22 protein-coding genes are annotated in these 26693 nt (G+C 69.3%); 19 read left to right on the forward strand and 3 right to left on the reverse strand.

Annotated elements, in window-relative coordinates:
- Nucleotides 1-53 precede the first annotated feature (53 nt).
- The 7 genes from B3S45_RS14530 (at nt 54) to B3S45_RS14560 (ending at nt 8042) form a co-directional block, all read left to right on the forward strand.
- A complete protein-coding gene (locus B3S45_RS14530; protein WP_228480832.1) occupies nt 54-1115 on the forward strand; it encodes a LacI family DNA-binding transcriptional regulator in 1062 nt (353 codons plus the stop codon).
- A gap of 241 nt (nt 1116-1356) precedes the next feature.
- The gene (locus tag B3S45_RS14535; protein ID WP_286721513.1) at nt 1357-3132 is read left to right on the forward strand and encodes an ABC transporter ATP-binding protein; all 1776 of its coding nucleotides are present in this window, start codon (nt 1357-1359) and stop codon (nt 3130-3132) included.
- Between the two features lie 28 nt (nt 3133-3160).
- Entirely contained in the window at nt 3161-4279 is a 1119-nt protein-coding gene (locus B3S45_RS14540) for a Gfo/Idh/MocA family protein (RefSeq protein ID WP_286721514.1), read from the forward strand.
- Nucleotides 4276-5175: a PmoA family protein gene (locus B3S45_RS14545; RefSeq protein ID WP_194383833.1), complete on the forward strand. Its 900-nt coding sequence runs from the start codon at nt 4276-4278 to the stop codon at nt 5173-5175. The genes B3S45_RS14540 and B3S45_RS14545 overlap by 4 nt, the downstream gene beginning before the upstream one ends.
- Nucleotides 5176-5237: 62 nt before the next feature.
- Nucleotides 5238-5927 carry a cupin domain-containing protein gene (locus B3S45_RS14550; protein WP_286721516.1) on the forward strand — a complete coding sequence of 230 codons (690 nt, stop codon included), beginning with the start codon at nt 5238-5240 and terminating at the stop codon, nt 5925-5927.
- 50 nt (nt 5928-5977) lie between these two features.
- Entirely contained in the window at nt 5978-7078 is a 1101-nt protein-coding gene (locus B3S45_RS14555) for a Gfo/Idh/MocA family protein (RefSeq protein ID WP_286721518.1), read from the forward strand.
- A 1-nt stretch (nt 7079) separates the two neighbouring features.
- Nucleotides 7080-8042 carry a family 43 glycosylhydrolase gene (locus tag B3S45_RS14560; RefSeq protein ID WP_286721520.1) on the forward strand — a complete coding sequence of 321 codons (963 nt, stop codon included), beginning with the start codon at nt 7080-7082 and terminating at the stop codon, nt 8040-8042.
- 16 nt (nt 8043-8058) lie between these two features.
- Here B3S45_RS14560 and B3S45_RS14565 read toward each other — a convergent pair whose 3' ends face one another.
- A complete protein-coding gene (locus tag B3S45_RS14565) occupies nt 8059-8763 on the reverse strand; it encodes a GntR family transcriptional regulator (RefSeq protein ID WP_286721522.1) in 705 nt (234 codons plus the stop codon).
- A gap of 51 nt (nt 8764-8814) precedes the next feature.
- Nucleotides 8815-10155, reverse strand: coding sequence for a sulfatase family protein (locus tag B3S45_RS14570; RefSeq protein WP_286721523.1), 1341 nt, complete (start codon nt 10153-10155; stop codon nt 8815-8817).
- Nucleotides 10156-10241: 86 nt separating this feature from the next.
- Between B3S45_RS14570 and B3S45_RS14575 the strand changes: the two genes are divergently transcribed.
- The 8 genes from B3S45_RS14575 (at nt 10242) to B3S45_RS14610 (ending at nt 20614) form a co-directional block, all read left to right on the forward strand.
- Entirely contained in the window at nt 10242-11519 is a 1278-nt protein-coding gene (locus tag B3S45_RS14575; protein WP_286721525.1) for an ABC transporter substrate-binding protein, read from the forward strand.
- Between the two features lie 13 nt (nt 11520-11532).
- On the forward strand, nt 11533-12753 hold the full coding sequence (locus B3S45_RS14580) for a Gfo/Idh/MocA family protein (protein ID WP_286721527.1): 1221 nt from the start codon (nt 11533-11535) through the stop codon (nt 12751-12753).
- A 188-nt stretch (nt 12754-12941) separates the two neighbouring features.
- Nucleotides 12942-14240 (forward strand): ABC transporter substrate-binding protein, encoded by a 1299-nt coding sequence (locus B3S45_RS14585; RefSeq protein WP_071045913.1) that lies wholly within the window; start codon nt 12942-12944, stop codon nt 14238-14240.
- A 128-nt stretch (nt 14241-14368) separates the two neighbouring features.
- Nucleotides 14369-15307 carry a carbohydrate ABC transporter permease gene (locus B3S45_RS14590; protein ID WP_414683099.1) on the forward strand — a complete coding sequence of 313 codons (939 nt, stop codon included), beginning with the start codon at nt 14369-14371 and terminating at the stop codon, nt 15305-15307.
- Nucleotides 15304-16242, forward strand: a complete 939-nt coding sequence (locus B3S45_RS14595; protein WP_083336659.1) for a carbohydrate ABC transporter permease — start codon at nt 15304-15306, stop codon at nt 16240-16242. The genes B3S45_RS14590 and B3S45_RS14595 overlap by 4 nt, the downstream gene beginning before the upstream one ends.
- A gap of 4 nt (nt 16243-16246) precedes the next feature.
- Nucleotides 16247-16924 (forward strand): hypothetical protein, encoded by a 678-nt coding sequence (locus B3S45_RS14600; RefSeq protein WP_286721532.1) that lies wholly within the window; start codon nt 16247-16249, stop codon nt 16922-16924.
- 31 nt (nt 16925-16955) lie between these two features.
- Entirely contained in the window at nt 16956-19025 is a 2070-nt protein-coding gene (locus tag B3S45_RS14605) for a beta-galactosidase (protein WP_286721534.1), read from the forward strand.
- Between the two features lie 68 nt (nt 19026-19093).
- Nucleotides 19094-20614, forward strand: a complete 1521-nt coding sequence (locus B3S45_RS14610; protein ID WP_286721536.1) for an alpha-N-arabinofuranosidase — start codon at nt 19094-19096, stop codon at nt 20612-20614.
- A gap of 19 nt (nt 20615-20633) precedes the next feature.
- On the opposite strand, the gene B3S45_RS14615 is transcribed toward B3S45_RS14610, so the two are convergent.
- Entirely contained in the window at nt 20634-21647 is a 1014-nt protein-coding gene (locus tag B3S45_RS14615; RefSeq protein WP_286721538.1) for a LacI family DNA-binding transcriptional regulator, read from the reverse strand.
- A gap of 146 nt (nt 21648-21793) precedes the next feature.
- Here B3S45_RS14615 and B3S45_RS14620 point away from each other — a divergent pair, with 146 nt between their 5' ends.
- Genes B3S45_RS14620 through rhaS form a run of 4 tightly spaced genes read left to right on the forward strand, consistent with a single transcriptional unit; the run spans nt 21794 to nt 26490 of the window.
- Complete coding sequence (locus B3S45_RS14620) at nt 21794-23317, forward strand: sugar ABC transporter ATP-binding protein (RefSeq protein WP_071045896.1); 1524 nt, start codon at nt 21794-21796, stop codon at nt 23315-23317.
- The gene (locus B3S45_RS14625; protein ID WP_286721540.1) at nt 23314-24348 is read left to right on the forward strand and encodes an ABC transporter permease; all 1035 of its coding nucleotides are present in this window, start codon (nt 23314-23316) and stop codon (nt 24346-24348) included. The genes B3S45_RS14620 and B3S45_RS14625 overlap by 4 nt, the downstream gene beginning before the upstream one ends.
- Entirely contained in the window at nt 24345-25403 is a 1059-nt protein-coding gene (locus tag B3S45_RS14630) for an ABC transporter permease (RefSeq protein WP_071045894.1), read from the forward strand. Before B3S45_RS14625 ends, B3S45_RS14630 begins: the two co-directional genes overlap by 4 nt.
- A 49-nt stretch (nt 25404-25452) precedes the next feature.
- A complete protein-coding gene (rhaS, locus tag B3S45_RS14635; protein ID WP_071045893.1) occupies nt 25453-26490 on the forward strand; it encodes a rhamnose ABC transporter substrate-binding protein in 1038 nt (345 codons plus the stop codon).
- Nucleotides 26491-26693 lie beyond the last annotated feature (203 nt).

The following is a 26693-nucleotide window of genomic DNA, read 5'->3' on the forward strand; positions in this document are numbered from 1 at the left end:
TCCGACCGGCGGACAGATGCGAAACGTTTTTCTGGAAAACGCCTACCATGGGGATGCCGGACGAACGAGCCCGGCGGAATCACGAGGACGCGATGAAGCGAGTGGGCATCCGCGATGTCGCCGAGCGCGCGGGCGTGTCGATCAGCACCGTCTCCAACGCCCTGAACCGCCCGGAGCGGGTGCGCGACGAGCTCGTCGCACGCGTGCGCCAGGCGGCGGACGACCTCGGGTACGTGCCCCTCCAGGCCGCTCAGCAGCTGCGCGCCGGGCGCAGCGGGATGCTCGGCATGACGGTGATCAACATCGCCAACCCGTTCTTCGCCGCCATGGTCGCCGGCGCCGAGGAGGCCGCCGCCGCATCGGGCTATCGCATCCTCGTCGGCAACGACGACGACGACGCCGAGAAGGAGCGCGAGCACCTGCGCCTGTTCGAGCGCGTGCAGGTCGAGGGCGTGCTGGTCTCCCCGTACGGCGCCCCGGGCGAGTCGATCTCGCACCTGCGCGCGCGGGGCATCCCGGTCGTGCTGGTGGATGCGGTCGACGACGAGGGCGCGCTGCCCGCCGTCTCCTTCGACGACGTCGCCGGCGGCCGGCTCTCGGCCGATCACCTGCTGGAATCCGGCCGCCGCCGACTCGCCTTCGTCGGCGCGCGCGAGGAGGTGCGGCAGGTGCGCGAGCGCCTCGAGGGCGCGAGAGCGGCGGTCGCCGCGCATCCCGACGCGACACTCGAGGTCGTCTGGTCGGCGCGCACGACGGCGCAGCTCGGCCGGGAACTCGGCGAGCGCATCGCCGCCGCGCCCACCGATCGCCGCCCCGACGGGATCGTCGCCGCTAACGACCACCTCGCGTGCGGCATCGTGTTCGGGCTCATCGCATCGGGTGTGCGGGTGCCCGAGGACATCGCCGTCGTCGGCTACGACGACATCGAGTTCGCCTCCGTCGCGGCGGTGCCCCTCACCTCGGTGCGTCAGCCGGCGCGCGAGATGGGGCGTCGCGCCGCGGAGCTGCTCATCGCCCGCATCGCCGGCGACGAGCGCGACGGTGCGACGGTGCTGTTCGAACCCGAGCTCGTCGTGCGCGCGTCGACGACCGGGGCGCTCGTCACGGCAGGCTGAAGCTCGCGGGAATCTCCCAGCGGGCCGCGTCGGCGGCCGCTCCGCGGCATCCGCCACCCTGCTCCGCAGCACCCGCCACCCTGCTCCGCAGTCACTTTTTGCGGGTGGGGAGGCCACGCACCCGCAAAAAGCGACCGCGGAGCATACAGCGACCGCGGCGCCTCCGCCGGTGAAGGCGCATCCGGCGAGCGCGGCGCATCCGCCGGTGACGCCGCGCAGCATCGGCGCTACCATGGACACGATGTCTCGGAAAACGCTTCCCGACTTGTCGGACGCCATCGACGGCCAGCGCCCGACCCGGTCGGTGCTCCGCCTGCTGCTGCGGCGACCGTGGCGGATGCTCGTGGCGGTTCTCGCATTCGCCCTCAAGGAGATCCCGCTGTGGTTCCTGCCGGTGATCACCGCCGCGATCATCGACATCGTCGCCGACGGCGGCGACGTCTCCGCCGTGCTGTGGTGGTTCGTGCTGGCAGTGGTGCTCCTCGCTCAGAACTACCCGAACCACATCCTCTACACGCGGCAGTTCATGACCGTGGTGCGCGACACCGGCGCCGATCTGCGCAACGCTCTCGCGCAGCGCCTGCAGAGCCTGTCGATCGGATACCACTCCCGTGTCAGCTCCTCGATCGTGCAGACCAAGGTCGTGCGCGACGTCGAGAACGTCGAGCTGATGCTGCAGCAGGTGACCCACCCGCTGCTGTCGGCGACGATGGTGATGATCGGGGCCCTCGCGATGACCGCGATCGCGGTGCCGCAGTTTCTTCCCGTGTACGCACTCGCCGTGCCGATCGCGATCGGCATCCGCTACGGCCTGCGCAAGCGCTCGCGCAGCCGCAACGAGCTGTTCCGACGCGAGGTGGAGGTGCTCTCGGCGCGCGTGGGCGAAATGGCCTCGCTCATGCCGGTGACCCGTGCGCACGGCCTCGAGCGCACCGCCGTCACGCGCGTGGCGACCGGCGCAGACGGGGTGCGGCGCGCGGGGCTCAACCTCGACATGCTCAACGGACACGTCGCCTCGATCTCGTGGGTCGCGATGCAGCTGCTCGGAGTCGGCTGCCTCGTGCTGGCCGCGGTCTTCGCCCTGACCGGGTTCCTCCCGATCACCCCCGGTGAGGTCGTGCTGCTGTCGACCTACTTCACGCTCCTGACCCAGGGGCTGACCCAGCTGCTCATGCTGATCCCGGTGGGCGCCCGCGGGCTGGAATCGGTGCGCTCCATCGCCGAGGTCATGCAGGAGCCCGACCTCGAGATGAACGAGGGCAAGCGCCCCGTCGACGCCGTCCGCGGCGAGATCACCCTGGCGCAGGTGTCGCACCGCTACCCCGGCGCCGACGAGGATTCCCTGCACGAGATCGACCTGCGCATCCCCGCGGGGCAGACCGTCGCCTTCGTCGGCTCGAGCGGGTCGGGCAAGTCGACGATGCTGAACCTCGTGCTGGGCTTCCTCCGCCCCACGGGCGGGCGCATCCTGCTCGACGACGTGGACATGCAGGAGCTCGACCTGCGCACGGCGCGCCGATTCGTGTCGGTGGTGCCGCAGGAATCGGTGCTGTTCGAGGGGACGATCCGCGAGAACATCGGATACGGCCTCGACGACGTCTCCGAAGAGCTCATCCTGCAGGCGCTCGCCGATGCGAACGCCCTGGAGTTCGTGCAGGCGCAGACGCATGGCCTCGACACCCTCGTGGGCGAGCGCGGTGCGCGCCTGTCGGGCGGCCAGCGTCAGCGCCTCGCGATCGCCCGGGCGCTCATCCGCGACCCGCGCATCCTGCTCCTGGACGAAGCCACGAGTGCGCTGGACCCCGAGTCGGAGCAGCTGGTGAAGGAGGCGCTCGGTCGCCTCATGGCCGGGCGCACCACCCTCATCGTGGCCCACCGGCTGTCGACCATCCGCCAGGCGGACCGCATCGTCGTGCTCGAACGCGGGCGCATCGTCGAGCAGGGGAATCACACCGAGCTGCTCGATCTCGAGGGCCGCTACGCCGACCTGCACCTCACGCAGGCCGGATCGATCTGAACCGACACCGACTCGAGGAGGAGTCTTCGTGACCACCGCATCCCCACCGCTGCGGGCCGGCATCATCGGCACCGGCGCCATCGCCCGGGCCCACGCGACCGCGATCGCCGAGCTCGACCCCCGGATCACCCTCGTCGGCGTCGCCGACCTCGACCCCGCGCGTGCGGCCGAGTTCGCGGATCGCTTCGGGGGGCCGGCGACCTACGCGACGGCGGATGAGCTGCTCGCCGCCGCGGACCTCGACATCGTCTCGGTCTGCACACCGCCGCAGACCCATGCGCCCCTCGCGATCGCGGCGATGCGGGCGGGCGTGCCGGTGCTCGTGGAGAAGCCCACCGCGCTCAGCCTCGCCGAGGTCGACGAGCTCGCCGCGGTCAGCGAGGCGACCGGTGTTCCGATCCTCACGGTCTACCAGCACCGGTTCGGCGCGACGGCGCTGCGGCTGCGCCGGCTGGTCGCCGACGGCGTGCTCGGACGCCCCCTGGTGGCCACGTGCGAGACGCTCTGGCACCGCCCCGACGAGTACTTCGCCGTGCCGTGGCGCGGGCGCTGGGACACCGAGGGCGGCGGACCCACCATGGGGCACGGCATCCACCAGTTCGACCTGCTGCTGAGCATCCTGGGACCGTGGTCGGAGGTGTCGGCCATGGCCGCACGGCAGTCGCGGCCGACCGACACCGAGGACGTGTCGCTGGTGCTCGCCCGGTTCGACAACGGCGCCCTGGCGACCGTCGTGAATTCGGTCGTGTCGCCGCGCGAGACCACGCGGCTGCGCGTGGACTTCGCCTTCGCGACGGTGGAACTCGAGCACCTCTACGGCTACACCGATGCCGACTGGAGGTTCACCCCCGCTCCCGGCCACGAGCACCTCGCCGATCTGTGGCACACGGGCGCCGGCGACGACGACGTCGTGAGCGGGCACCGCCTGCAGCTCGCGGCGATCATCGACGCCCTCGCCGACGGCGGCGAACCGGAGGTGTCGATCGTGGATGCGCGACGCACGCTGGAATTCGCCGCGGCGACCTACGCCTCGGCCTTCCGCGGCGTGCGGGTGGCGGCGGGCGAGATCTCGGGCGACGATGCCTTCATGACCCGGATGGACGGCGACGGGGCGCCCTGGGCGCCGGTGAAGGAGACCGCGGCATGACGCTCATGATCACGCGCGAGGACACCCGGCTGAGAGTGACCGCCGACACGGTCGAGATCGCGACCTACGTCTTCGACGCCGATGCGCCGGCCTTCGAGGGACCCAAGCCCTACCTGCATCCGATCCGCGCCCTCGATGGTGGGCTGCTCACCGGCTTCCGCCCGTGGGACCACCGCTGGCACAAGGGACTGCAGTTCACGTGGACGCATGTCTCGGGCGAGAACTTCTGGGGCGGCCCGACCTACATCGACGGCGAGGGCTACGTCGCTCGCGACAACGTCGGCCGCATGCGCCATGACGGCTTCACCGCGATGCGCACCGCCGGCGACGAGGTCTCGTTCCGCGAAGACCTCACGTGGATCACCCAGGCCGGCCGGGAGTGGATCACCGAGCGGCGCACGCACCGCTTCGGCGGCGTCGACCGCGAGCGGGGCCTGTGGGTCCTCGATTTCGAGACGACGCTGCACAACGTCAGCGGCGGAACCCTCGAACTCGGCAGTCCCACCACGCAGGGGCGACCGAACGCCGGCTACACGGGCTTCTTCCTGCGGATGCCGCGGGCGTGGACCGGGGGGACGGTGACCTCGCCCGTCACCTCCGATCCTGGCGCGCTCATGGGCGCCGAGGCGCCGTGGGTCGCCTTCTCCGGCCAGCACGACGACGTGGACGGCGGGGGCACGGTGCTCTGCTACGCCGGGCGGTCGTCGGCGCCGCCTCCAGTGAAGTGGTTCGTGCGCACCGAGCCGTTCCCGGTGCTCAGCCCCTCGCCGTCGTTCGACGAGCACATCGCCTTCGCGCCCGACACCGAGATCACCCTCGCGCACCGATACGTCTTCGGCGACCGCATGTGGGATCAGGACGAGGCCCGCGCGATCGCGACGGAGCTGGCACCGTGACCGCGGGTCACCCCCTCACCGGGCCGATCCGCGTACCGCCCCTCTTCCCCGGCGGAGTCGCGGTGAGCGACCTGTGCGTCTACGACACCGAGGGCGCCGACGGGCTGGCGGGCGGCTCGCCGCACCTGCATACGGCCTCGAGCGAGGGCTATGTGGTCACCGGCGGCACCGGCGAGGTGCACACCCTCTCGCACGCCGGCGCGGCCATCCATCCGCTCGCTCCCGGGGAGGTCGTCCACTTCTCGCCCGGGACCGTGCACCGGCTGGTGAACCGCGGCGATCTGCGCCTGGTCGTGGTCATGCAGAATGCGGGCCTCCCCGAGGCGGGGGATGCGGTGCTCACCTTTCCGCCCGACGTCCTCGACGATCCCGACGCCTACGCCGCCGCCGCAACCCTTCCCGACGGCGACCCCGATGTGCAGGCCTCTGCCGCGCGTCGCCGCCGCGACCTCGCCCTCGAGGGCTACGGGCAGCTGCGCGCGCAGATCCGCGACCGGGGACCGGAGGCGTACGCGGAGTTCCACCGCCGCGCCGCGAAGCTCGTGCAGCCCCGCGTCGCGCAGTGGCAGCAGCAGTGGACGCGCACCGTGGTCGCCGAGACGGAGCGCACGCGTGACCAGCTCGCTGCCCTCGCCGAGGGCAGCCCCGGCCTGATGTCCGACGCGGCCGTGGTGCGCGCCGAGCCGACCCCCGGCCCGCGGGGGTTCGGGATGTGCGGGCGCCTGCAGACCTGGCGATGGCCCGCGGGCTGACCCCCTCCGTCCCCCGCCGACCCCGAACGTCTTCCCATGGAGGAGAGCTCATGACCACCGACCCCGACCGCGTTCTGCGGTGCGCCCTGGTGGGCACCGGCAACGTCGCCCGCCTGCACGCGGAGGCCGTCGCCGCCGACCCCGCCGCCCGGCTGGTGGCGGTGACCGACCTCTCCGCCGAGGCCGCCCGCGCGTTCGCGGAGATGCACGACGTTCCGGCCGTTCACGACGACCTCGAGGCCCTGCTGACGAGTGAGCATCCCGACGTCGTACTGATCTGCACGCCCCCGGCGGTGCACCGGGAGCAGGCGCTCGCGGCGTTCGCGGCCGGAGCGCACGTGGTGGTCGAGAAGCCCCCCGCACCGAGCCTCGACGAGCTCGACGACATGCGGCGCGCCGCCGACGCAGCCGATCGGCGTCTCGCGGTGGTCTTCCAGCAGCGCACCGGCACCGCCGCCGCGCACGTGAAGCACCTCCTCGACAGCGGCGCCCTCGGCCGCCCGCTGATCGCACAGTGCCAGACGCTGTGGTTCCGCGACGCGGACTACTTCGCCGTGCCGTGGCGCGGCAGGTGGAGCACGGAGGGCGGGGGCACCACGCTCGGGCACGGCATCCATCAGCTCGACCTGCTGGCGTTCCTGCTGGGCGATTGGGCGAGCGTCGAGGCGCGGATGTGGCGGCTGGACCGCGAGACCGAGACCGAAGACGCGTCCACCGCCACGGTTCGCTTCGCCGGCGGCACCGTCGCGCAGGTCGTCGCGAGCACGGTCTCCCCGCGCCAGACCAGCTCGATCCGCATCGACACGCAGAAGGCCACCGTGACGGTCGACCACCTCTACGGCCACGGTCACGAGAACTGGGCGATCACCCCGGCGCCCGGGTTCGAGCACGAGGCGGCCACGTGGGAGCTGCCGTCGCGTGAGATCCCGAGCGGTCATGCGCCCCTGCTGCACGACGTCTTCACCGCGTTGCGCGCCGGCGGGCCGCTCCCGCCGACCGCCGATGCGCCGGCACGGTCGCTGGAGATCGTCGCAGCGATGTATGCGTCGGCCGCCGCCGACGGGCGCCCGATCACCCCGGGTGAGCTCGCGACGCATCCGACGCACCGCACGGGCTTCGAGAGCCCGGTGACCGACCTGCGGCCGCGCTGACATGCCGGCATCGCCCTGGGATCCCGCTGTCCCCGCACCCGGCGAGGTGTACCGCGACCCCGTCTACGACGGCGCGACCGACCCGACCGTCGTGCGCGCACCCGAGGGGTGGTGGATGTTCTACACGCAGCGCCGTGCGACGCATCCCGCACCCGGCCCGGGGGTCGCGTGGGTGCACGGCAGCCGCATCGGCGTCGCGCGAAGCGGTGACGGCGATCGCTGGGAATACGAGGGAACGCTCGCGCCCGGCGACGGGAGCGCCCTCGCACTCACACCCGGACCGCCGCCGCTCGAGGTCGATCGCACGCACTGGGCGCCCGAGGTGATGCACGACGGCACTCGCTGGCGGATGTACCTGACCGAGATCGAGGGCGTCCCCGATCGGTGGGAGGGCCACGCGCGCCACATCGTGGAGTACACCTCCGACGACCTGCGCACCTGGCGTCGCGTGGGCCCCGTCACCCTCGACAGCGACCGCGTGATCGACGCCGCCGTCAGACGGTGCCCCGACGGCCGATGGCGGCTCTGGTACAAGGACGAGGCGGCTGACTCGGTCACGAAGGTGGCCGTGTCGCAGGATCTCGCCGACTGGTCGGCAGGCGGAACCGCTATCGAGGGCCGCCCGCACGAGGGGCCGTTCGTGATCGATCTCGGCGGATGGTGGTGGATGCTCACCGACGAGTGGCGCGGGCTCGCCGTGCACCGCTCGGCCGATGCGGTCGTGTGGGAGCGGCAGGAGGGGCTCCTCCTCGACGAGGTCGGCCCTCCTGCATCCGCCCTGCAGATCGGACGCCACGCGATGGTCATCGTCGACGGCGAGGACGCTGCGTGGATCTACTTCTTCTCCCACCCGTGGTGGGACGGATCCGAGATCGCCGACGCCTCCGACGACCTGCATCGACGCAGTTCCGTGCAGCGCGCGCGACTGCGTGTGGTCGACGACGTGCTGGTCTGCGTCCGCTGAACCGTCGTGACCCTCATCACGCGCAGTAGTGACGAGCGAGGGTCGTCGGCCACTCGTCCGACAGATCGGTCCGGTCGGCGTGAGGCACGAGCGAGCGAGCCGTCTTGCGCAGGTGCGTGCCCATCGCGGCGACGGCAGCCTGACGGTCACCGGCGGCGATCGCGTCGGTGATCGCCGCGTGCTCGTCGAGGATGTCACCCAGCCGCACGCGAGGGGGCCGAGTGCGCTCGGGCGGCGGCGGTGTCGCGAAACGCAGGTTCTGGATCTGCGCCTGCATCCACGGGTTGGCCAGCACCGCCACGAGGGCGTCGTGCCAGGCACGGTCGGCCGCGACGAAGGCGGACACGTCCTCGACCTCGAGGGCCTCGCGCATCCGGACGGTGTGAGGAGCGAGCTCGGGAGAGATGTCGGGCGAGCCGGAGGCCGCAAGGTAGGACACCGCGCCGCCTTCCACGAGGAAACGCATCTCGAAGGCGGCCTCCATGTCGGCCAGTGAGATCCGGCGCACGACGACGCCGCGGTTCCGCTCGATCGTCACGAGGTTGATGTCGGCCAGACGCAGCACCGCTTCGCGCACCGGCGTGCGCGAGACGCCAAGCCGATCGGCGAGTGTGTAGATCGAGTGGCGACTGCCCGGCGGCATCTCGCCCTGCATGATCTCGTCGCGGAGCGCGAGGAACACCTGCTCCGACGTCGATTCCGCGGCACGCTCGCTGGACATCTGCTCAGTGTAGGGCGCCGTGTCCGCCCTTCGCGGCGCCCACCCGCCGCGTCACGATCGAGCCGGAACCGCTCCCGGAACGGTCGCCCGGGTACGGGGCGCGGGGATGAACCCCCTCAGCAGCGGATCGTCCACGCGGCGCATCCAGCTGTCGAGGTCGGTCTGGAGGCGGTCGAGCACGTCGGCGTGCGCCGGGTCGGCGGCGAGGTTGGTCAGTTCGAGCGGATCGGTGTCGAGGTCGTAGAGTTCACGCTCGAGGTTATTGGGCATGTTGCCTCGATCAAGACCGAGCGGCAGAGATCGATGCGCCCACGACTGGGTGGGATCCATCGCCAGGGGCGCGTTGGAGTAGTTCACGATGAGTTTGTGGCGTTCGTCGCGCACGCTCCGTTTCGGGTCGTAATAGTTGTGGTAGGTCATCTGACCGAACACCTCGCTCTGCCCCGGTTCGAGGTCGTCGGAGACGGCGATCAGGTTGGGCGCCGTGCGGTCCGACTCCGCGTCGCCGGCGGCGTCGAGAAGCGTCGGAACGACGCTCAGGTGCGAGACCATCGCGGACACGCGGCGCCCTGCGAGGTCGCGACGCCATGGCACCCGCACGATCAGGGCGACCTCGAGTCCGGCTTCGTACAGCGAGCACTTGGCTCGGGGCATCGCGATGCCGTGGTCGGTGGTGAAGACCACGAGTGTGCGGTCGGCGACGCCGGCGTTCTCGAGCGCCTGAAGCACCTCCCCCACGGCCGCGTCCACCGTGCGCACCGCCCCCTGCAGTTCGGCGATCTCGGCGCGGCTGGATGCGGTGTCTTCCAAATAGGGCGGAACCGTCACCCCGCGCTCCTGATCGGGCTGGATGTGGGGACCGAGAAAGCCGACCACCCCCGCCTCGTCGCGATCCGACTGCAGACGATGCGGCTCGATGAATCCGACCTGAAGGTAGAACGGGCGATTCCCGTCCGCGCGTCGCCTCACCGCGTCAGCGGCGCGACGCGCGACCTCGGGAGCGTACCCGCCGGTTTCGACGCGGTCGAAGCCGAGGCGTTCTGCGACCTCATCGTCGGGCAGCGTGCGGGACTCGTGGTGGATGCCGACCAGTTCGGTTGCGTATCCGGCACCGCGCAGCTGCGTGGCGACGTGCCGCGAAGGGTCGATCATGTCCCAACCGTGCGGGTCATGGGTGAGGCCGAGCACCCCGGTCTGCTGCGGATAGTCGCCGGTGAACAGCGACGAGCGCGCGGGGGAACACTGCGGCGCCGTGGCGAAGGCCCGCTCGAACACGACGCCTTCTCGCGCGAGGGAGTCCAGCGCGGGCGATTGCACCGAGTCGATTCCGTAAGCGGACAAGAAGCGGCCGAGGTCGTGGCAATGGAGCAGAAGGATGTTGGGCTGGGTCATTGCGGTCTCCGTTTCCGAAAGGCGTTCACAAGTAGCATGCTACCGTGTAGCATGCTACTTACCCACCCGACCTCAGGAGGACAAAGATGTTCCGATATCGCCGCTGGACCGCGCTCGCCGCGGGGTCCGTCATCGCGACCGCCAGCCTCGCGGGGTGTTCCGCCGGCGACGGCGCCGCCTCGGACGGCCCGGTCGCGCTCGACTTCGCCTACTGGGGCAACGACGTGCGGGCCGAGATGTACGAAGAATCGATCGCCCTGTTCGAGGAGGAGCACCCCGACATCGACGTCCGTGCGACCTTCCTCGGCTTCGCCGAGTTCTGGGAGAAGCGACAGACCGAGGCGGCCGGAGGCGGGCTGCCCGACGTCATGCAGTTCAGCGAGCAGTACCTGCGCCAGTACGGCGAAGCGGGCCTGCTCCTTCCCCTGGACCCCTTCCTCGGCGACCCGCTGCAGACGGACACGCTCAGTGACGAGGTGCTCGCGCTCGGCGTGTTCGACGGCCAGACCCTCGGCATCGCGACCTCGACGAACACGTGGGCATCCTTCTACAACCTCGGACTGCTCGAGGAGCTCGACCTCGAGCCCTTCGCGGGCGGGACATGGGACGAATACAACACATGGGTCGCCGAGGCCACCGCGGCCGGCGCCGACGCCGGGGTCTTCGGAGGAAGCGATTGGACCGTCGGTTTCCGCAACTTCGAACTGCAGCTGCGCGCCGAGGGCGGCAACCTCTTCACCGACGACGGCGAACCCGGCTTCGATCGCGAGCGATTGGCCGCCTTCTGGGAACAGGGCACGGCACTTCGCGACGGGGCTGCCGTCTCGGCACAGCGCGTCGAGGAACTGAGCCCGCTGACACCCTTCGACTCGGCGGTGACGGCGAGCGAGCTGCAGTGGGACAACTTCGGCGCCAGCTATGTGCAGAACCTCGGCGTCGAGCCCGAGCACATCGCTCTCGTCGCTCCGCCGACGCTCATCGAAGGTTCGAAGGACATGTTCCTGAAGTCGTCGATGATGTACACGATCGCCGCGAACACCGAGCATCCGGACGAGGCCGCTCTTCTCATTGATTTCCTCGTCAACGACCCCGAGGTGGGCGAGATCTTCGGGACCAACCGCGGCCTGCCCGCCTCCTCCACGCAGCTGGCCGGGATGGAACTCGGCCCCATCGAGACCCAGGTGCAGCAGTACGAGGCGTCGATCACCGACCGCCTCGGCGACCCGCCGCCGCTGCCGGTCTCGGGCCAGGGCTCCCTCGAGGAGAAGTTCCGGCAGCTCGGCGTCGAACTCGGTTTCGGCACCCTCACGATCCCCGAAGCCGTCGACCAGTTCTTCATCGAGATGGACGTCGTCCTCGACTGAGAAAGGCACACCCATGATCTCCATCGGCATCGTCGGAGCCGGGCAGTTCGCCCGCCACTTCGCCCCCCTGTTCGCCCTGCATCCCGGAGTCGGGGACGTCTACGTCACCGACGTGATCCCCGAACGGGCCACTGCCCTGGTCGGCGAGTGCGATCTTGCCGGCACGTTCGACGACGTCGACGCGTTGCTCGCCTCCGACGTCGACGCGATCGCGATCTTCACGCAGCGGTGGACGCACGGACCGCAGGCGGTTGCAGCCCTCGAGGCGGGCAAGCACGTGTATTCGACGGTGCCGATGGCGTTCACGGTCGACGAAGTCGAGGCCATCCTCGACGCCGTCCGCCGCAGCGGGATGGTCTACATGATGGGCGAGACCAGCCACTACAACCCCGCGACGGTCTTCGCCCGCGCCAAACGCGAGCAGGGGGCCTTCGGTCGGGTGTTCTACGCCGAGGGCGACTACGTGCACGACATGGACCTGGGGTTCTATGCCGCATACCAGTACAGCGGGGGAGCGGAGTGGAAGCGCACCGCCAGCTTCCCCCCGATGAAATACCCGACGCACTCGATCGGCGGGGTGCTCGGCGCGCTGGATGCCCACGCCGTCAGCGTCAGCTGCGTCGGTATCGCCGACGACCGCGACGACGGCGTGTTCGACCGCGACGTCAGCGACTTCGGCAACGACTTCTCCAACGCCTCAGCACTGTTCGAGATGTCCGACGGGGGCGCGATGCGCGTCAACGAGTTCCGACGCGTCGGGTACCCCTCGCACATCCGCGAGTCGCGCTTTCGCTTCTTCGGTACCGAGGGCAGCTTCGAGCAGCTCGCCGAGGTCAGCGTCTGGCAGGACAAGACGGGGGTCGACGACGTCTCCGAAGACCTCGAATGCGCGCCCTCGATGGATGCCGACGATCCCGCTCTGCGTCACATCGCCTCCGACCTGCGACCGGCGTTCGCCAGCGGGCATGCGCCGGTACACGACACCTCCCGACTGCCCGCGAGCTACGCCGCCGCCCCGAACGGCCACGACGGCAGTCACCAGTTCCTCGTCGACGACTTCGTCACGGCGGTCATCGACGGCGTCCATCCCCCCGTCAACGCGTGGACGGCCGCCCGCTACACCGTTCCCGGGCTGATCGCACACGAGTCCGCTCGGCGCGGGGGCGAGCGCCTGCCGATCCCGGACTTCGGTGAGGCGCCCGCTCGAGATCGGCCCTCCGCTGCCACCCCGTGATCCGACCGTTATGAATCGTTCAAAGGTTTTTCCGCGGCCCCTCTTGCGAAACGTTTTTCCGTGGCCTACGGTTGCAGGCAAGCGCTTTCCCATTCCCGCACCACCTGCATAGGGAACGTGCCGACACCGCATCAACGGACAACGAGCGTCTTGGTGAGAGAACACAGGCGTTCGAAGAGAGGACAAGGATGTTCAGCAAGAAGCGGACCATGGCCGCCGTCGCGCTGGCGACCGGCGCGGGACTCGTCCTGGCCGGCTGCTCGGGAGGATCCGAGCCCGCCGACACGATGGACCCGAACGAAGAGGTCACGCTCGACCTCGCCTTCTGGGGCAACGACGTGCGCGCCGAGCTCTACAACGAGGTCATCGCGGCGTTCGAGGAGGAGTACCCGAACATCACGGTGAACTCCTCGTTCCTCGACTTCCCCGCCTTCTGGGAGCGTCGTCAGACCGAAGCCGCGGGCGGCAACCTGCCCGACGTCATGCAGTTCGACTACTCGTACCTCCGCCAGTACTCCGAGAACGGCCTGCTGCTCGATCTCGACCCGTTCCTGGGCGGCATCATCGAGACCGACCCGATCCCGCAGAACATCCTCGACATCGGCGTCGTCGGCGGCACCACCTACGGCATCGCGACGTCGACCAACGCGTGGGGCATGTACACCAACCCCCAGCTGCTCGAGCAGGTCGGCGTGGACGAGTTCGCCGGCGGCACGTGGGACGACTACAGCGCGTGGATGGGCGAGGTGACCGACGCCAGCGGCGGCGATGTCTACGGCGGCTCGGACTACGCCGGGCGCATCCAGAACTTCGAGATCCAGCTGCGCGCCGAGGGAAGCGCCCTGTTCACCGAGGACGGCGAGCCCGGGTTCGACGAGGCGCGCCTCGCGCAGTTCTGGGAGGACGGCCAGGAGCTCATCGACTCGGGCGCCGTCATCTCGTCGCAGCGCCTGGAGGAGCTCTTCCCCACCTCCGGATTCGGCGCCGGCGAGACGGCCAGCGAACTGACGTGGGACAACTTCGGAGCCGGCTACCTCGGCGAGCTGGGCGAGGACTACACCGAGCTCGGACTGATCGCCCCGCCGATCACCGTCGAGGGGGCGCAGGACCTCTACCTCAAGCCCTCGATGCTCCACACCATCGGCGCGAACACCGAGCACCCCGAGGCCGCTGCGACCCTGGTGAACTTCCTGGTGAACTCGCCCCAGTCGGGTGAGATCTTCGGCACCAACCGCGGCCTGCCCGCCTCGGAGACGGCCCTCGCCGCCGCCGAGCTCGACCCGCTGAGCCAGCAGATCGCCGACTACGAGGTCTCGATCCAGGACCGCCTGGGCGACGCCCCGCCGGTGCCGATCGTCGGCTACGGCACCCTGGAGGAGGAGTTCCGTGTGATCGGGCAGGAGCTCGGCTTCGGAACCATCACCGTCGACGAAGCGGTCGACCGCTTCTTCACCGAGATGGACGTGGTCCTCAGCAACAACGCGTGACACACGCCGGGGGTCCGGCCGCCACGGCCGGGCCCCCGCCCATCGTTTCCCCTCTGTGGATGGAGTGAGCAGTGAGTACGACAGCGACGAGAGTGATCGTCACGGGAAAGAGTTCGCGGCGTTCGCTGATGCAGCGTCGGCGGGCTGAGAACGAGGCGACTCGTCCGGGTCAGAAGCGTCGTCAGCGTAAGGAGACCCTTGCCGGGTACGGGTTCCTGCTGCCCTGGCTGATCGGGTTCTTCGGGCTCACGATCATCCCGATGGTCTACTCGCTGTACCTCTCCTTCACCCGGTACAGCATCTTCCAGCCGCCCCGGTGGGTCGGTTTCGACAACTACATCCGGCTGTTCACCAACGACCCGCAGTTCATCCAGTCCGCACAGATCACCCTCGTGTACGTGCTGGTGGGAACCCCGATCATGCTCGCCGCCGCTCTCGCGGTCGCGATGCTGCTGAACTACCGCGACCGCGGGGCGGCGTTCTTCCGCTCGGCGTTCTACGCCCCGTCGCTGATCGGCGCGTCGGTCTCGGTCGCGATCGTGTGGCGGGCGATGTTCGCCGGCGAGGGCCCGGTCGACAACTTCCTCAGCTTCTTCGGCATCAACCTCGGCTCCTGGATCGGCAACCCCTCGCTGGTGCTCCCGGCGATGATCATCCTCGCGGTGTGGCAGTTCGGCGCGACGATGGTCATCTTCCTCGCCGGTCTCAAGCAGATCCCGAAAGAGCTCTACGAAGCCGCCGAGATGGATGGCGCCGGACCCTGGCACCGCTTCCGCGCGGTCACCATGCCGATGCTCTCCCCGGTGATCTTCTTCAACCTGCTGCTGGGCATCATCGGCGCGTTCCAGGTGTTCGCCTCGGCCTACATCATCTCCAACGGCACCGGCGGCCCCGCCGGCATGACGAACTTCATCACCCTCTACCTCTACAAGCGCGGCTTCTCCGACGGCCAGTACGGCTACGCCGCCGCGATCGCCTGGGTGCTGCTGGTCGTCGTCGCCATCATCGCCGTGATCCTTTTCCGCACCCAGAAGAACTGGGTCCACTACTCGGGAGACAACCAATGAGCACGCAGAGCTTCGGCGAACCGGCCGTCCAGGTCCTCGAACAGCAGGACATCGAAGAAGACCTCCCCGACCGCACCCCGCCCCGCCGCCGCAAGGTCAAGCGGAAGACCTGGCAGACCATCATCTGGTTCACGGTCCTCATCGTCATCACCGCGGTCGTGCTCTACCCGCTGGTGTGGCTGCTGTTCGCGACGTTCAAGCCGACCTCCGAGTTCGGCCAGAACCCCGGCATCCTCCCCGAGAACCCCACCGTGGGCAACTACCTCACCGTCATGGAAGGCATCGCTGGCATCCCGATGTGGAAGTTCTTCTGGAACTCCCTCGTGCTGGCCACCCTCGCCGTCATCGGCACCGTCCTCAGCTCCGCCCTCGCCGCCTACGCCTTCGCCCGCGTGCAGTTCAAAGGCCTCGGGATCCTCTTCGCCGCGATGATCGGCACCCTGCTGCTGCCGTTCCACGTCGTGATCATCCCCCAGTACCTGCTGTTCAACACCCTCGACATGATCGACACCTTCTGGCCGCTGGTCCTGCCGAAATTCCTCGCCACCGAAGCGTTCTTCGTCTTCCTGCTCGTCCAGTTCATGCGACAGATGCCCCGCGACATGGACGAAGCCGCCCGCATCGACGGCGCCGGACACCTCCGCATCTTCTGGGCCATCATCGTCCCGCTGATCAAACCCGCCCTCATCACCTGCGCGATCTTCTCCTTCATCTGGTCCTGGAACGACTTCCTCGGCCCCCTCATCTACCTCACCAGCCCCGAGAACTACCCCCTCCCGATCGCGCTGCGCCTCTGGAACGACCAGACCTCCACCAGCGACTACGGCGCCACGGTCACCGCATCGTTCCTCGCGCTGGTGCCGATCCTGATCTTCTTCATCGTCTTCCAACGCTTCCTCGTCGACGGCGTCGCCACCCAAGGCCTGAAAGGCTGACACCATGACCACATCGTCGGAGCGGGCGCGGGAGCGTCGCGAGCTGAGGGCCGCCCGTCGCGGAGACCGCGACGGGAGCGGGCCGACGCTCGACGAGCGCGCTCCCGCCCGCTTCCCGGGCGCCACGGCGAAGTTCGGCCTGCTCGGCGAGGTGCTCATGACGGGTCTGCTCGTCACGCTGGTGGCGGTGCCGGTCATCACCCTGCCCGTCGCGCTGGCCGCCGGCATCCGTCATCTGCGGCGGTTCGTGCGCGCCGAGGGCTCGCCGCTGTCGGCGTTCTGGTCGGATGTGCGCCGCGGACTCGCCGGCGGCGCGCTCCTGGGCCTCGCCGTGCTCGTGCTCACCGGCCTGTTCGCGCTCGACATCGACCTCGCCGCTTCCGGCGCCCTGCCCGGCGGACCGGTCATCGCCGTGGTCGGATGGGCCGGCCTGGCCGCCCTCGCGATCGCCGTGCTCACCGCCGCGGGCGCGTGGACACCGGAGACAGGATGGCGCGGCGCGATCGGCGCGGTCCCCGCGCTTGTGCGCCGCGACGTGCCCGGAGCGCTCTACCTGGCCGCAACCGCCGCGTTCGTCGTCGTCGTCACGTGGGCGCTCGTGCCCCTCGTGATCCCCGCCCTCGGATGCGCCGCGCTGGCCGTGGTCGCCGTTCCCGAACGCCCGCGGCGCCACGCCGGCTGAAGCATCCACCCCATCTTCGAAGGAGTCACGCGTGCTGTACGGCGCCGACTACAACCCCGACCAGTGGCCCGAAGAGGTCTGGGAAGACGACGTCCGCCGCATGAACGAGGCGGGCGTGAACATCGTGAGCCTCGGCATCTTCGCCTGGTCGCGCATCCAGCCCGCCGAAGACGTGTGGGACTTCGCCTGGCTCGACCGGGTCATCGACACCCTGCACGCCGGCGGCATCGCGGTGAACCTCGCCACGGCAACGGCCTCGCCGCCGCCGTGGGTGAGCGCGAACTACCCCGAGACGCTGCCCGCAGACGAATCCGGCGCGTCGTACTGGCCGGGAAGCCGGCAGCACTTCGCACCCTCCTCCCCCGTCTACCGACGCCTCGCCGGTGAGCTCGTCCGACGCATCGCCGCGCGCTACGTCGACCACCCGGCGGTGGTGATGTGGCACGTCGGAAACGAGTTCGGCTGCCACCTGTGGATGGACTTCTCCGATGCCGCGCGGGATGCGTACCGTCGCTGGCTGCGCGAGAAGTACGGCACCGTCGACGCGCTCAACGCGGCGTGGGGCACCAGCTTCTGGTCGCAGCGGTACAGCACCTTCGACGAGGTCTTCCCCCCGCGCCTCGCGCCCTACAGCCACAATCCGTCGTCCATGCTCGACTTCCGCCGGTTCACCTCCGACATGCTGCTGGAGTGCTACCTGGCGGAGCGGAGCATCCTGCTGCAGGCAGGCGCGACGCAGCCGATCACGACGAACTTCATGGGCCCGTTCAAGCCCGCCGACTATCGCCGGTGGGCGCCGCACATGGACGTCATCGCCGACGACTGCTATCCCGACCCGGCTCATCCCTCGCGCGTACGCGATTCGGCGTTCCAGCGCGACCTCGTGCGCTCGCTCAAGCCCGGCGTGCCGTGGCTGCTGTGGGAGCAGGCCACCGATGCCGTGAACTGGCGCCCGGCGAACCCCGGCAAGGCCGCGGGGGCGCTCGCGGCCGAGACCGCGCAGTCGATCGGGCGCGGCGCCGACGGCATCATGTTCTTCCAGTGGCGGCAGTCCCGCGCCGGCAGCGAGAAGTTCCACTCGGCGATGCTCCCCCACGCCGGCACGCGCACCCGCACGTGGCGCGAGGTCGTCTCCCTCGGCGAGCGCCTGCGCGAGCTCGGCGAGCTGCCGGCACCGGGCTCGGATGCGCGGGTCGCGCTGGTCTTCGACTGGGAGAACTGGTGGGCGGTCGAGGAGCGCGACCATCCCTTCCGGATCGACTACCTCGCCGTTGCCCTGGAGTGGTACGGCGCACTCCATCGCCGCGGCATCATGGTCGACATCATCGGGCCCGAGGAGGCGGAGCGCGGGTACGAGGTGGTCCTGGCGCCCGCCCTCTACCTGCTGCGCGAGGAGGGAGCAGCCGCGCTCGACCGGTTCGCGCGAGCCGGTGGAACGCTGCTCACCGGACCCTTCAGCGACATCGTCGACGAGCACGACCAGTTCTGCGACGGCGGGTTCCTCACGCGCCTCGGCGCCGCACTCGGCATCCGCTACGAGGACTTCGGAGCACTGGCGGGCCCTCCCGCGAGCGGCACGGGCGTCGGCGCGCTCGGTGCGGTCGGCGACGGCGAGCCCGAGACGGTGTCGTTCACGCTCGACGGCTGTGCCGCTCGCGGCACGCTCGTCGCCGAGGCCGTCCACGCCGAGACCGCCGAGGTGATCGCGACCTTCGACGACGGTCCGAACGCGGCGCGACCGGCGGTGACCCGTCAACGCCACGGCGACGGCGCCGCGTGGTACGTCGCCACGATGCCCGACGCCGCCGGTGTCGACGCGATCGTCGGCCGCCTCGTCGCCGACCGCGGCGTGCGACCGGTCATCGACGACCTCCCCGCGGGCGTCGAGGTCGCGCGTCGCGGCGCCCTCGTCACCGTGATCAACCATTCCGACGAGACCGTCACGGTCTCCCTGAACGGCAGCGACGCCGAAACCGGCGCCGCCCTCGGACGCACCGCACTGTCACCGCAGCAGGTCGTCTTCGCCTTCGCGCCCATCCCGGCGCATCCCTCGCCCGCGCCGTCCGACGCGAACGGCGCCCTCGCATCCCTCTCCTCCTGACAGGACCACGCAGAGCGTCGGCGTGATTGACTCGTGTCCCCCAAGACATCCACACCACCGGAGGAACCATGGCCGTCGCCGCCGCCCGCCTCGATCCCCATCACGAGATCGCCGACATCGACCGTCGCCTGTTCGGCGGGTTCGTCGAGCACCTCGGCCGCCACATCTACGACGGCATCCACGAGCCGGGTCATCCCGCAGCCGGAGCCGACGGCTTCCGGCGGGACGTCATCGAGCTCGTGCGCGAACTGGGCGTCAGCACCATCCGCTACCCGGGCGGCAACTTCGTGTCGGGATACCGCTGGGAAGACGGCATCGGCCCCGTCGACGAACGACCCCGCCGCCTCGACCTCGCGTGGCACTCCACCGAGACGAACGAGGTGGGCCTGCACGAATTCGCCGCGTGGCTCGAGCTCGTCGGCAGCGACCTCATGCTCGCCGTCAACCTCGGCACCCGGGGCACCCAGGAGGCGCTCGACCTGCTCGAATACGCCAACGTCGACGCACAGACGGCATGGACCGACCGGCGGGCGGCGAATGGGCATCCGGAGCCGTTCGGCGTGAGGATGTGGTGCCTCGGCAACGAGGTGGACGGACCGTGGCAGATCGGTCACAAGAACGCCGACGACTACGGCAAGCTCGCCTCCCAGACGGCCAAGGCGATGCGCATGATCGACCCGGGGCTCGAACTCGTCGCGTGCGGCTCGTCGGGGCGGTCGATGCCGACCTTCGGCGCGTGGGAGCGCACGGTGCTCGAGCACACCCTCGACGACGTCGACTTCATCTCCTGCCACGCGTACTACCAGGAGCGGAACGGCGACGCGCAGGAGTTCCTCGCCTCGAGTGTCGACATGGCGAGGTTCATCGAGTCGGTCGTGACCACGGCAGACGCCGTCGCGGCGGCGAAGAAGAGCGACAAGCGCATCATGATCTCCTTCGACGAGTGGAACGTCTGGTACCTCCACGATGACGACGGCGGGCAGAACGACAAGCCCGAGGAGAAGGGATGGCCGGTCGCTCCGCGCCTGCTCGAAGACCGCTACAGCGTTCTGGACGGCGTGGTGTTCGGCGACCTGATGATCACCCTGCTCCAGCACGCGGACCGCGTGCGCTCCGCATCCCTGGCGCAGTTGGTGAACGTCATCGCTCCGATCATGACCGAGCCCGGGGGCCCGGCGTGGCGCCAGACCACGTTCTTCCCCTTCTCGCTCACCTCGCGCTGGGCGCAGGGGCGCGCGGTGCGCGTTCCGGTGTCGGCACCGACCTTCACGAGTCCCGCGCTGGGCGAGGTGGCAACCGTGAACGCCGTCGCGACGATCGACGACGACGGCGTGTCGCTCTTCGTCGTCAACCGGTCCACGACCGAGCCCACGACCCTGTCGGTCGACCTGCGGCCGCTCCTCGGTGACCTGGGCCGCGAGATGGCCATCGACGAGGCGCACCTGCTGCACGACGACGACATCTACGCCTCGAACACCCTCGAGGATCGTGAACGCGTCGGGCTCCGGCCGATGGATGCCGAGGTCGACGGCGAGACGCTCCGAATCTCGCTCCCGCCGGTCTCGTGGGGGTGCCTGCGCCTGAGCTGAGCCGGCCGCGCCGGCGCGATCAGCGCACCGGCGATGTCGAACGCCTCGCGACCAGTTCCGGCTGGAACACCGTCTGACGCGGGATCGCGTCGGTGTCGCCGGCTTCTTCGAGCAGGATCCGCAACGCCGTCTTGCCGATCGTCGTGCTCGGCTGTCTCATCGACGACAACGGCACGGCGGCAGCCCCGGCGAACGAGATGTCGTCGAACCCGATGATCGCGATCTCGTCGGGGACGAGCATGCGTCCGTCGACGGCGAGCTGCTGGAGCAGCCCGAGCGCGATGAGGTCGTTTCCCGCGAACAACGCATCGGGACGCTCGCGTGCGGGGCGCTGCATGATGCGGGCGCCGGCGGCGATGCCCTCCTCCACGCTCATCGCGGCGGTCGCGACCACCTCGAGACCCACGCCGGACGCGTTCTCGACGGCGACGCGCGCGCCCGCCAGCCGATCGGTCATCTGACGCATCTCGAAAGGCCCTCCGACGAACGCGATACGCCGACGACCGGTCTCGATGAGGTGCTCGACGGCCATGCGGCCTCCGGCGATGTTGTCGACCGACACCGAGCTGAATCGGTTCTCACCGCTGTAGCGGTCGACGAGAACGGCAGGAATGCCCCGCTGCTTCAGACGCGACAGACGGTTGTTGACATCGCCGAAGGGGGCGATGAGCAACCCGCGCACCTGGTGCTCCTCGAAGAGGTCGATGTACATGTCCTCGCGCGCACGGTCCTCGTCGGTGTTTCCGTAGAGGATCGCGATACCACGCGCAGTCGCCTCGTCCTCTGCTCCGCGCACGACATCGTTGAAGAACGGATTCTGTCCGTTCAGGACGACGAAGCCGACGGTCGCGCTGACGCCGGCGCGGAGCTTGCGCGCGGCTTCATTGCGCACGTATCCGAGCTCGTCGATCGCCTGCTGCACCCGGGTAACCGAATCCGCGGATACCTCGTCGGGGCGGTTCAGCACGTTCGAGACCGTCCCCACGGACACTCCCGCCCGTTGCGCGACGTCGCGGATGCTCACATTCGGCATGTCGGCGCTGTCTCCTCTTCGATCGGGCACCAGTTCACGCAGCTGACTTGACCCGCTCAGGTGCGCTCCATAGAGTATGCCTGAAGTTCTCCTGAATCGATTCATGGAGATTCAGCCACCAGGTTCACCCTCAAGGAGGAGGCACCGTGACGGACACGTCGCCACAGCAAGCCACCCCCGCGCTCGAACTCTCGCGGGTGGTGAAGTCCTTCGGCGCCGTCGTCGCCCTGCGCTCCGGCAGCATCCGCCTCGAGAAGGGCTCCATCCACGCCCTCATCGGCGAGAACGGCGCGGGAAAGTCGACGATGGTCAAGATCATCGCCGGCCTCTACCGCCGTGACGCCGGCGAGTTCCACCTCGACGGCGAGCCGGTCGACTTCAGCAGCACGGCGCAGTCGAAGGCCGCCGGGATCGCGGTGATCTACCAGGAGCCCACGCTCTTCCCGGACCTGTCCGTCACCGAGAACATCTTCATGGGCCGCCAGCCGACCAACCGCGTCGGCCGTATCGACCGCAAGGCGATGCGCGCTGAGGCCAACGAGATCTTCGAGCGCCTCGGTGTGCGCATCGACCCCGACCGCCTCACCGAAGGCCTCTCGATCGCCGATCAGCAGATCATCGAGATCGCCAAGGCCATCTCACTCGACGCCCGCGTGCTGATCATGGACGAGCCCACCGCCGCCTTGTCGGGCGTCGAGGTCGAGCGCCTCTTCGCCGTCGCGCGAAGCCTGCGCGACGAAGGCCGCGCACTCGTGTTCATCTCGCACCGCTTCGACGAGGTGTTCGACCTGTGCGACACCGTGACCGTCATGCGCGACGGCGCCTACGTCGACACCATGTCGATCGACGACACCACCGTCGACGACCTCGTCCGCCAGATGGTCGGGCGCGATGTCACCGAGCTCTTCCCCAAGACACCGACCGAGATCGGCGAGGACGTGCTGGTCGTGGACGGACTGACCCAGAAGGGCGTCTTCCACGACATCAGCTTCACGGTGCGCTCCGGCGAGATCGTCGGTCTCGCCGGACTCGTGGGAGCGGGCCGCAGCGAGGTCGCGCGGGCGGTTTTCGGCGTCGACCCGTACGAATCCGGCTCGGTCACAGTCGAGGGCACGCCGCTGTCGAAGAACAACCCCCGCAAGGCGATGGCGCAGGGCATCGCACTCGTCCCCGAGGACCGCCGCAAGCAGGGCCTCGTGCTGGACCAGTCGGTCACCCGGAACATCACCCTCGCGATCCGCTCCCGGCTGTCGAAGTGGGGACTCATCTGGGGCGGCCTCGAGAACGCCGCCGCCCAGACCTGGGCGAGCCGACTCGAGGTGAAGACCGCGGCACTCGACGCCGAGACGGGGACACTGTCGGGCGGCAACCAGCAAAAGGTCGTGCTCGGCAAATGGCTGGCGACGCACCCCAAGGTCCTCATCGTCGACGAGCCCACTCGCGGCATCGATGTCGGCACCAAGTCCGAAGTGCACCGGCTCATCTCGCAACTGGCCGGCGACGGCATGGCGATCCTCATGATCTCCTCCGAGCTGCCCGAGGTGCTCGGCATGGCCGACCGCGTGCTGGTGATGCGCGAGGGCCACCTGACCGGGGAGTTCTCCCGAGCCGAGGCCACCCCCGAGAACGTGATGTACGCCGCGACGGCGGAAGAGGAGGCCGTGCGATGACCCTCACGACCGAAGCCGAGCCAAAGCAGCATCCGCTGGTGTCGGCTACCGGCCATGTGCTGAAGGCCCGCGAGACGGGCATCGCGATCGCCCTCGTCCTGGTGGTGGTCGCCGCGACCGCCGTCAATCCGTCATTCCTGTTCTCGGGTGACGGATTCCGCGATCTGCTCCTGACGCCCTCCTTGCTGATGGTCGTCGCGGTGGGCCAGGCGATCGTCATCATCACCCGCAACGTCGACCTGTCGGTCGGGTCGACCGTGGGCCTCACTGCCTACCTCACGGGGCGACTGTTCATCGACTTCCCAGGCATCCCGCCCGTTCTCGTGTTCATCGCCGGCATCGGGCTCGGCGCGGTCCTCGGCCTCATCAACGGCGCACTCGTGGCCTTCGCGAAGGTCCCCGCCCTGGTGATCACCCTCGGAACGCTGTACATCTACCGCGGCATCAACGTCGCGTGGGCCGGCAGCGACCGCATCAATGCTTCGGACATGCCTGCCGACTTCCGTGGCCTCGGAACCGGCGACGTCCTCGGTATCCCGCTGTTGACCATCCTCGCCGTCGTCGTGCTCATCGTCGCCGCCTGGTATCTGCGCAACCTCCGCAGCGGACGCGAGCTGTACGCCATCGGGTCCGACCCCGCCGCGGCACACCTGTACGGCCTCCGGGTCACCAGTCGCGTGCTCGGCGCGTTCATCGTGTGCGGCGCGCTGGCCGGACTGGCCGGCGTCCTCTACGCCGCCCGCTACGGCACCGTCAGCTCCAACGCCGGCTACGGGTGGGAACTCCAGGCCATCGGTGCCGCGGTCATCGGCGGCGTCGCCATCTCCGGCGGCGTCGGCACCGTCTGGGGCGCCGCGATCGGCGCATACCTGCTGCTGACCATCAACCGCGCCCTGCCGATCATCGGCATCGAGGACTTCTGGCAGCGCGCCGTCGTCGGCATCCTCATCATCGGCGCCATCGTCCTCGACCGGGTGCTCGCCGTGAGACAACACCGACGACTCATCGCCGCGAGGGAGGAGCAATCATGACCTCGGCCGTCCTCACCGCTCGCACCGAGCGCCGCTACCGCAACCATCACCACGCCCTGTGGCGACGGGTCGTGCTGAACCGCGAAGCGGCCATCATCGGGCTCCTCGCACTCGTGATCGTCGTCGCGACGATCGTGGTACCGAACTTCGACAGCCCGCTGACGATCACCTACCTCATCCGCGAACTCGCCCCGATCCTGCTGATCGCCCTGCCGATGACGCTGATCATCATCACCGAGGAGATCGACCTCTCGGTGGCCAGCATCGTCGGTCTCTCCTCGGTGGTCACGGGGCTCGGCGTCCAGGCCGGCTGGGGGCTGCCGCTCGCGGGCCTGGCCGCGATCATCGTCGGCATCATCGCGGGTGCGATCAACGGCGCCCTGGTCACCTTCGTGGGTCTGCCCTCGCTGGCCGTCACGATCGGCACGCTCGCCCTCTTTCGCGGAATCGCGGTGGGGCTGCTGGGAACCACGGCCATCAGCGACTTCCCGGACTTCTGGACCGATCTGGCGCGAGCCAACGTGCCGGGGACCCCCGTGCCGATGATCATCATCCCGTTCATCGTGCTGGCCGTCGTCTTCGCCGTCCTGCTGCACTTCACCCCCTTCGGACGCTCGCTCTATGCGATCGGCCTGAACAAGGAGGCCGCGAGCTTCTCCGGGATCGACGTCGGCCTGACGAAGTTCTGGCTGTTCGTCATGAGCGGCGCCGTGTCGGGATTCGCCGGCATCTACTTCACCCTGCTCTACAACAACGCCCGCGGCGACAACGCCACCGGCATGGAACTGCAGATCATCGCCGCCGTCCTGCTGGGCGGGGTGTCGATCTTCGGCGGCCGTGGCGCGCTCCACGGCGTCATCGCCGGTGTGCTGCTGATCGGGACGCTCTCCAGCGCCCTGCGCTTGGCCGGCGTCACCAGCGACATCATCAACGTCATCACCGGGATCCTGCTGGTTGTCTCGGTGGTGTCCGCAAGCTTCCTCGCATGGGTACGCACCAAGCGTGTGTCCGCCGTCGGGAAGAAGAAGGGACGCTCCGGCGCGTCCGACGCCTGAGCATCCACCTGGAATCACAGACCGACTTCACCAAGGGAAGGAAACAACGATGTTCAACACCAGGAACCGCCGCTTCGGCGTCGGCATCGCGGCCGTCGCGGCCACCGCAGCGCTCGTCCTCACGGGATGCTCCGGCTCGGGCGACTCGGGCGGAGACGCGGGGGGCGACGGCGAGGCCGTCACCATCACGATGCTGCCGAAGAACCTCGGCAACCCCTACTTCGACACCTCCAGCGCCGGCGCCGTCGAGGCCGTCGAAGAGTTCGGCGGGGAGTTCGAAGAGGTCGGTCCGAGCGAGGCGACCCCGACCTCGCAGGTCACCTACATCCAGACCGCGGCGCAGCAGGGTGCCGACGCACTCGTCGTGTCGGCGAACGACCCCGAGGCCATCTGCGACGCGCTCGATGAGGCAAGCAGCGCCGGCGTGAAGATCGTCACCTTCGACTCCGACACCAACCCGGAGTGCCGCGACCTGTTCATCAACCAGGCCACCGCAGAAGGCATCGCGCAGGTGCAGGTCGACCTGATCACCGAGCAGATCGGCGACGAAGGCCAGATCGCCGTCCTGTCCGCCTCCGCCAACGCCACGAACCAGAACGCCTGGATCGAGATGATGGAGGAGGAGCTGGCCGCCAACCACCCGAACGTCGAACTCGTCGAGGTCGCCTACGGTGACGACGACGACCAGACCTCGTTCGACAAGACCGCCGCGCTGCTGCAGACCTACCCCGACCTGAAGGGCATCGTCTCGCCGACCACCGTGGGCATCGCCGCCGCAGCGCGCTACCTGTCGACCTCGGAGTACAAGGGTCAGGTTGCCCTGACCGGGCTCGGTACGCCGAACCAGATGCGCGAGTACGTCGAAGACGGCACCGTCACCGCGTTCGCGCTGTGGAACCCGGCCGACCTCGGCTACCTCGCCGCCTTCGCCGCTGACGCGCTGGCGACCGGTGCGATCGAAGGCGCGGAAGGCGACTCGTTCGAGGCCGGCAAGCTCGGCACCTACGAGGTCGGCGCCGACGGCGTCGTCCTCCTCGGAGACCCCTACGTCTTCGACGCCGAGAACATCGGCGACTTCGACTTCTAGAGTTCACGACACGAGGGGCGTCCGGTGATCCGCCGGGCGCCCCCCGTCGCACCTATCACCCACTCCGCCGTACCTCACCGCACTCCGCAGCCACTTCACCTCACTCCGCGGTCACTTCACCTCACTCCGCGTCACCTGCCCCGCTCCGCAGTCACTTTGTGCGGATGAAGGGGCCGCGCACCCGCAGAAAGTGACTGCGGAGC

This window comes from Microbacterium sp. UBA1612 (assembly GCF_002321605.1).
Taxonomy (GTDB): Bacteria; Actinomycetota; Actinomycetes; order Actinomycetales; family Microbacteriaceae; genus Microbacterium; species Microbacterium luteum.

Excerpts from the sequence above, each read along its gene's own strand:
- B3S45_RS14530 (WP_228480832.1), top strand. The coding sequence starts at position 54 with ATGCCGGACGAACGAGCCCGGCGGAATCACGAGGACGCGATGAAGCGA.
- B3S45_RS14535 (WP_286721513.1), top strand. The coding sequence starts at position 1,357 with ATGTCTCGGAAAACGCTTCCCGACTTGTCGGACGCCATCGACGGCCAG.
- B3S45_RS14545 (WP_194383833.1), top strand. The coding sequence starts at position 4,276 with ATGACGCTCATGATCACGCGCGAGGACACCCGGCTGAGAGTGACCGCC.
- B3S45_RS14555 (WP_286721518.1), top strand. The coding sequence starts at position 5,978 with ATGACCACCGACCCCGACCGCGTTCTGCGGTGCGCCCTGGTGGGCACC.
- B3S45_RS14560 (WP_286721520.1), top strand. The coding sequence starts at position 7,080 with ATGCCGGCATCGCCCTGGGATCCCGCTGTCCCCGCACCCGGCGAGGTG.
- B3S45_RS14565 (WP_286721522.1), bottom strand. The coding sequence starts at position 8,763 with ATGTCCAGCGAGCGTGCCGCGGAATCGACGTCGGAGCAGGTGTTCCTC.
- B3S45_RS14570 (WP_286721523.1), bottom strand. The coding sequence starts at position 10,155 with ATGACCCAGCCCAACATCCTTCTGCTCCATTGCCACGACCTCGGCCGC.
- B3S45_RS14575 (WP_286721525.1), top strand. The coding sequence starts at position 10,242 with ATGTTCCGATATCGCCGCTGGACCGCGCTCGCCGCGGGGTCCGTCATC.
- B3S45_RS14580 (WP_286721527.1), top strand. The coding sequence starts at position 11,533 with ATGATCTCCATCGGCATCGTCGGAGCCGGGCAGTTCGCCCGCCACTTC.
- B3S45_RS14585 (WP_071045913.1), top strand. The coding sequence starts at position 12,942 with ATGTTCAGCAAGAAGCGGACCATGGCCGCCGTCGCGCTGGCGACCGGC.
- B3S45_RS14590 (WP_414683099.1), top strand. The coding sequence starts at position 14,369 with ATGCAGCGTCGGCGGGCTGAGAACGAGGCGACTCGTCCGGGTCAGAAG.
- B3S45_RS14595 (WP_083336659.1), top strand. The coding sequence starts at position 15,304 with ATGAGCACGCAGAGCTTCGGCGAACCGGCCGTCCAGGTCCTCGAACAG.
- B3S45_RS14600 (WP_286721532.1), top strand. The coding sequence starts at position 16,247 with ATGACCACATCGTCGGAGCGGGCGCGGGAGCGTCGCGAGCTGAGGGCC.
- B3S45_RS14610 (WP_286721536.1), top strand. The coding sequence starts at position 19,094 with ATGGCCGTCGCCGCCGCCCGCCTCGATCCCCATCACGAGATCGCCGAC.
- B3S45_RS14615 (WP_286721538.1), bottom strand. The coding sequence starts at position 21,647 with ATGCCGAATGTGAGCATCCGCGACGTCGCGCAACGGGCGGGAGTGTCC.
- B3S45_RS14625 (WP_286721540.1), top strand. The coding sequence starts at position 23,314 with ATGACCCTCACGACCGAAGCCGAGCCAAAGCAGCATCCGCTGGTGTCG.
- B3S45_RS14630 (WP_071045894.1), top strand. The coding sequence starts at position 24,345 with ATGACCTCGGCCGTCCTCACCGCTCGCACCGAGCGCCGCTACCGCAAC.
- rhaS (WP_071045893.1), top strand. The coding sequence starts at position 25,453 with ATGTTCAACACCAGGAACCGCCGCTTCGGCGTCGGCATCGCGGCCGTC.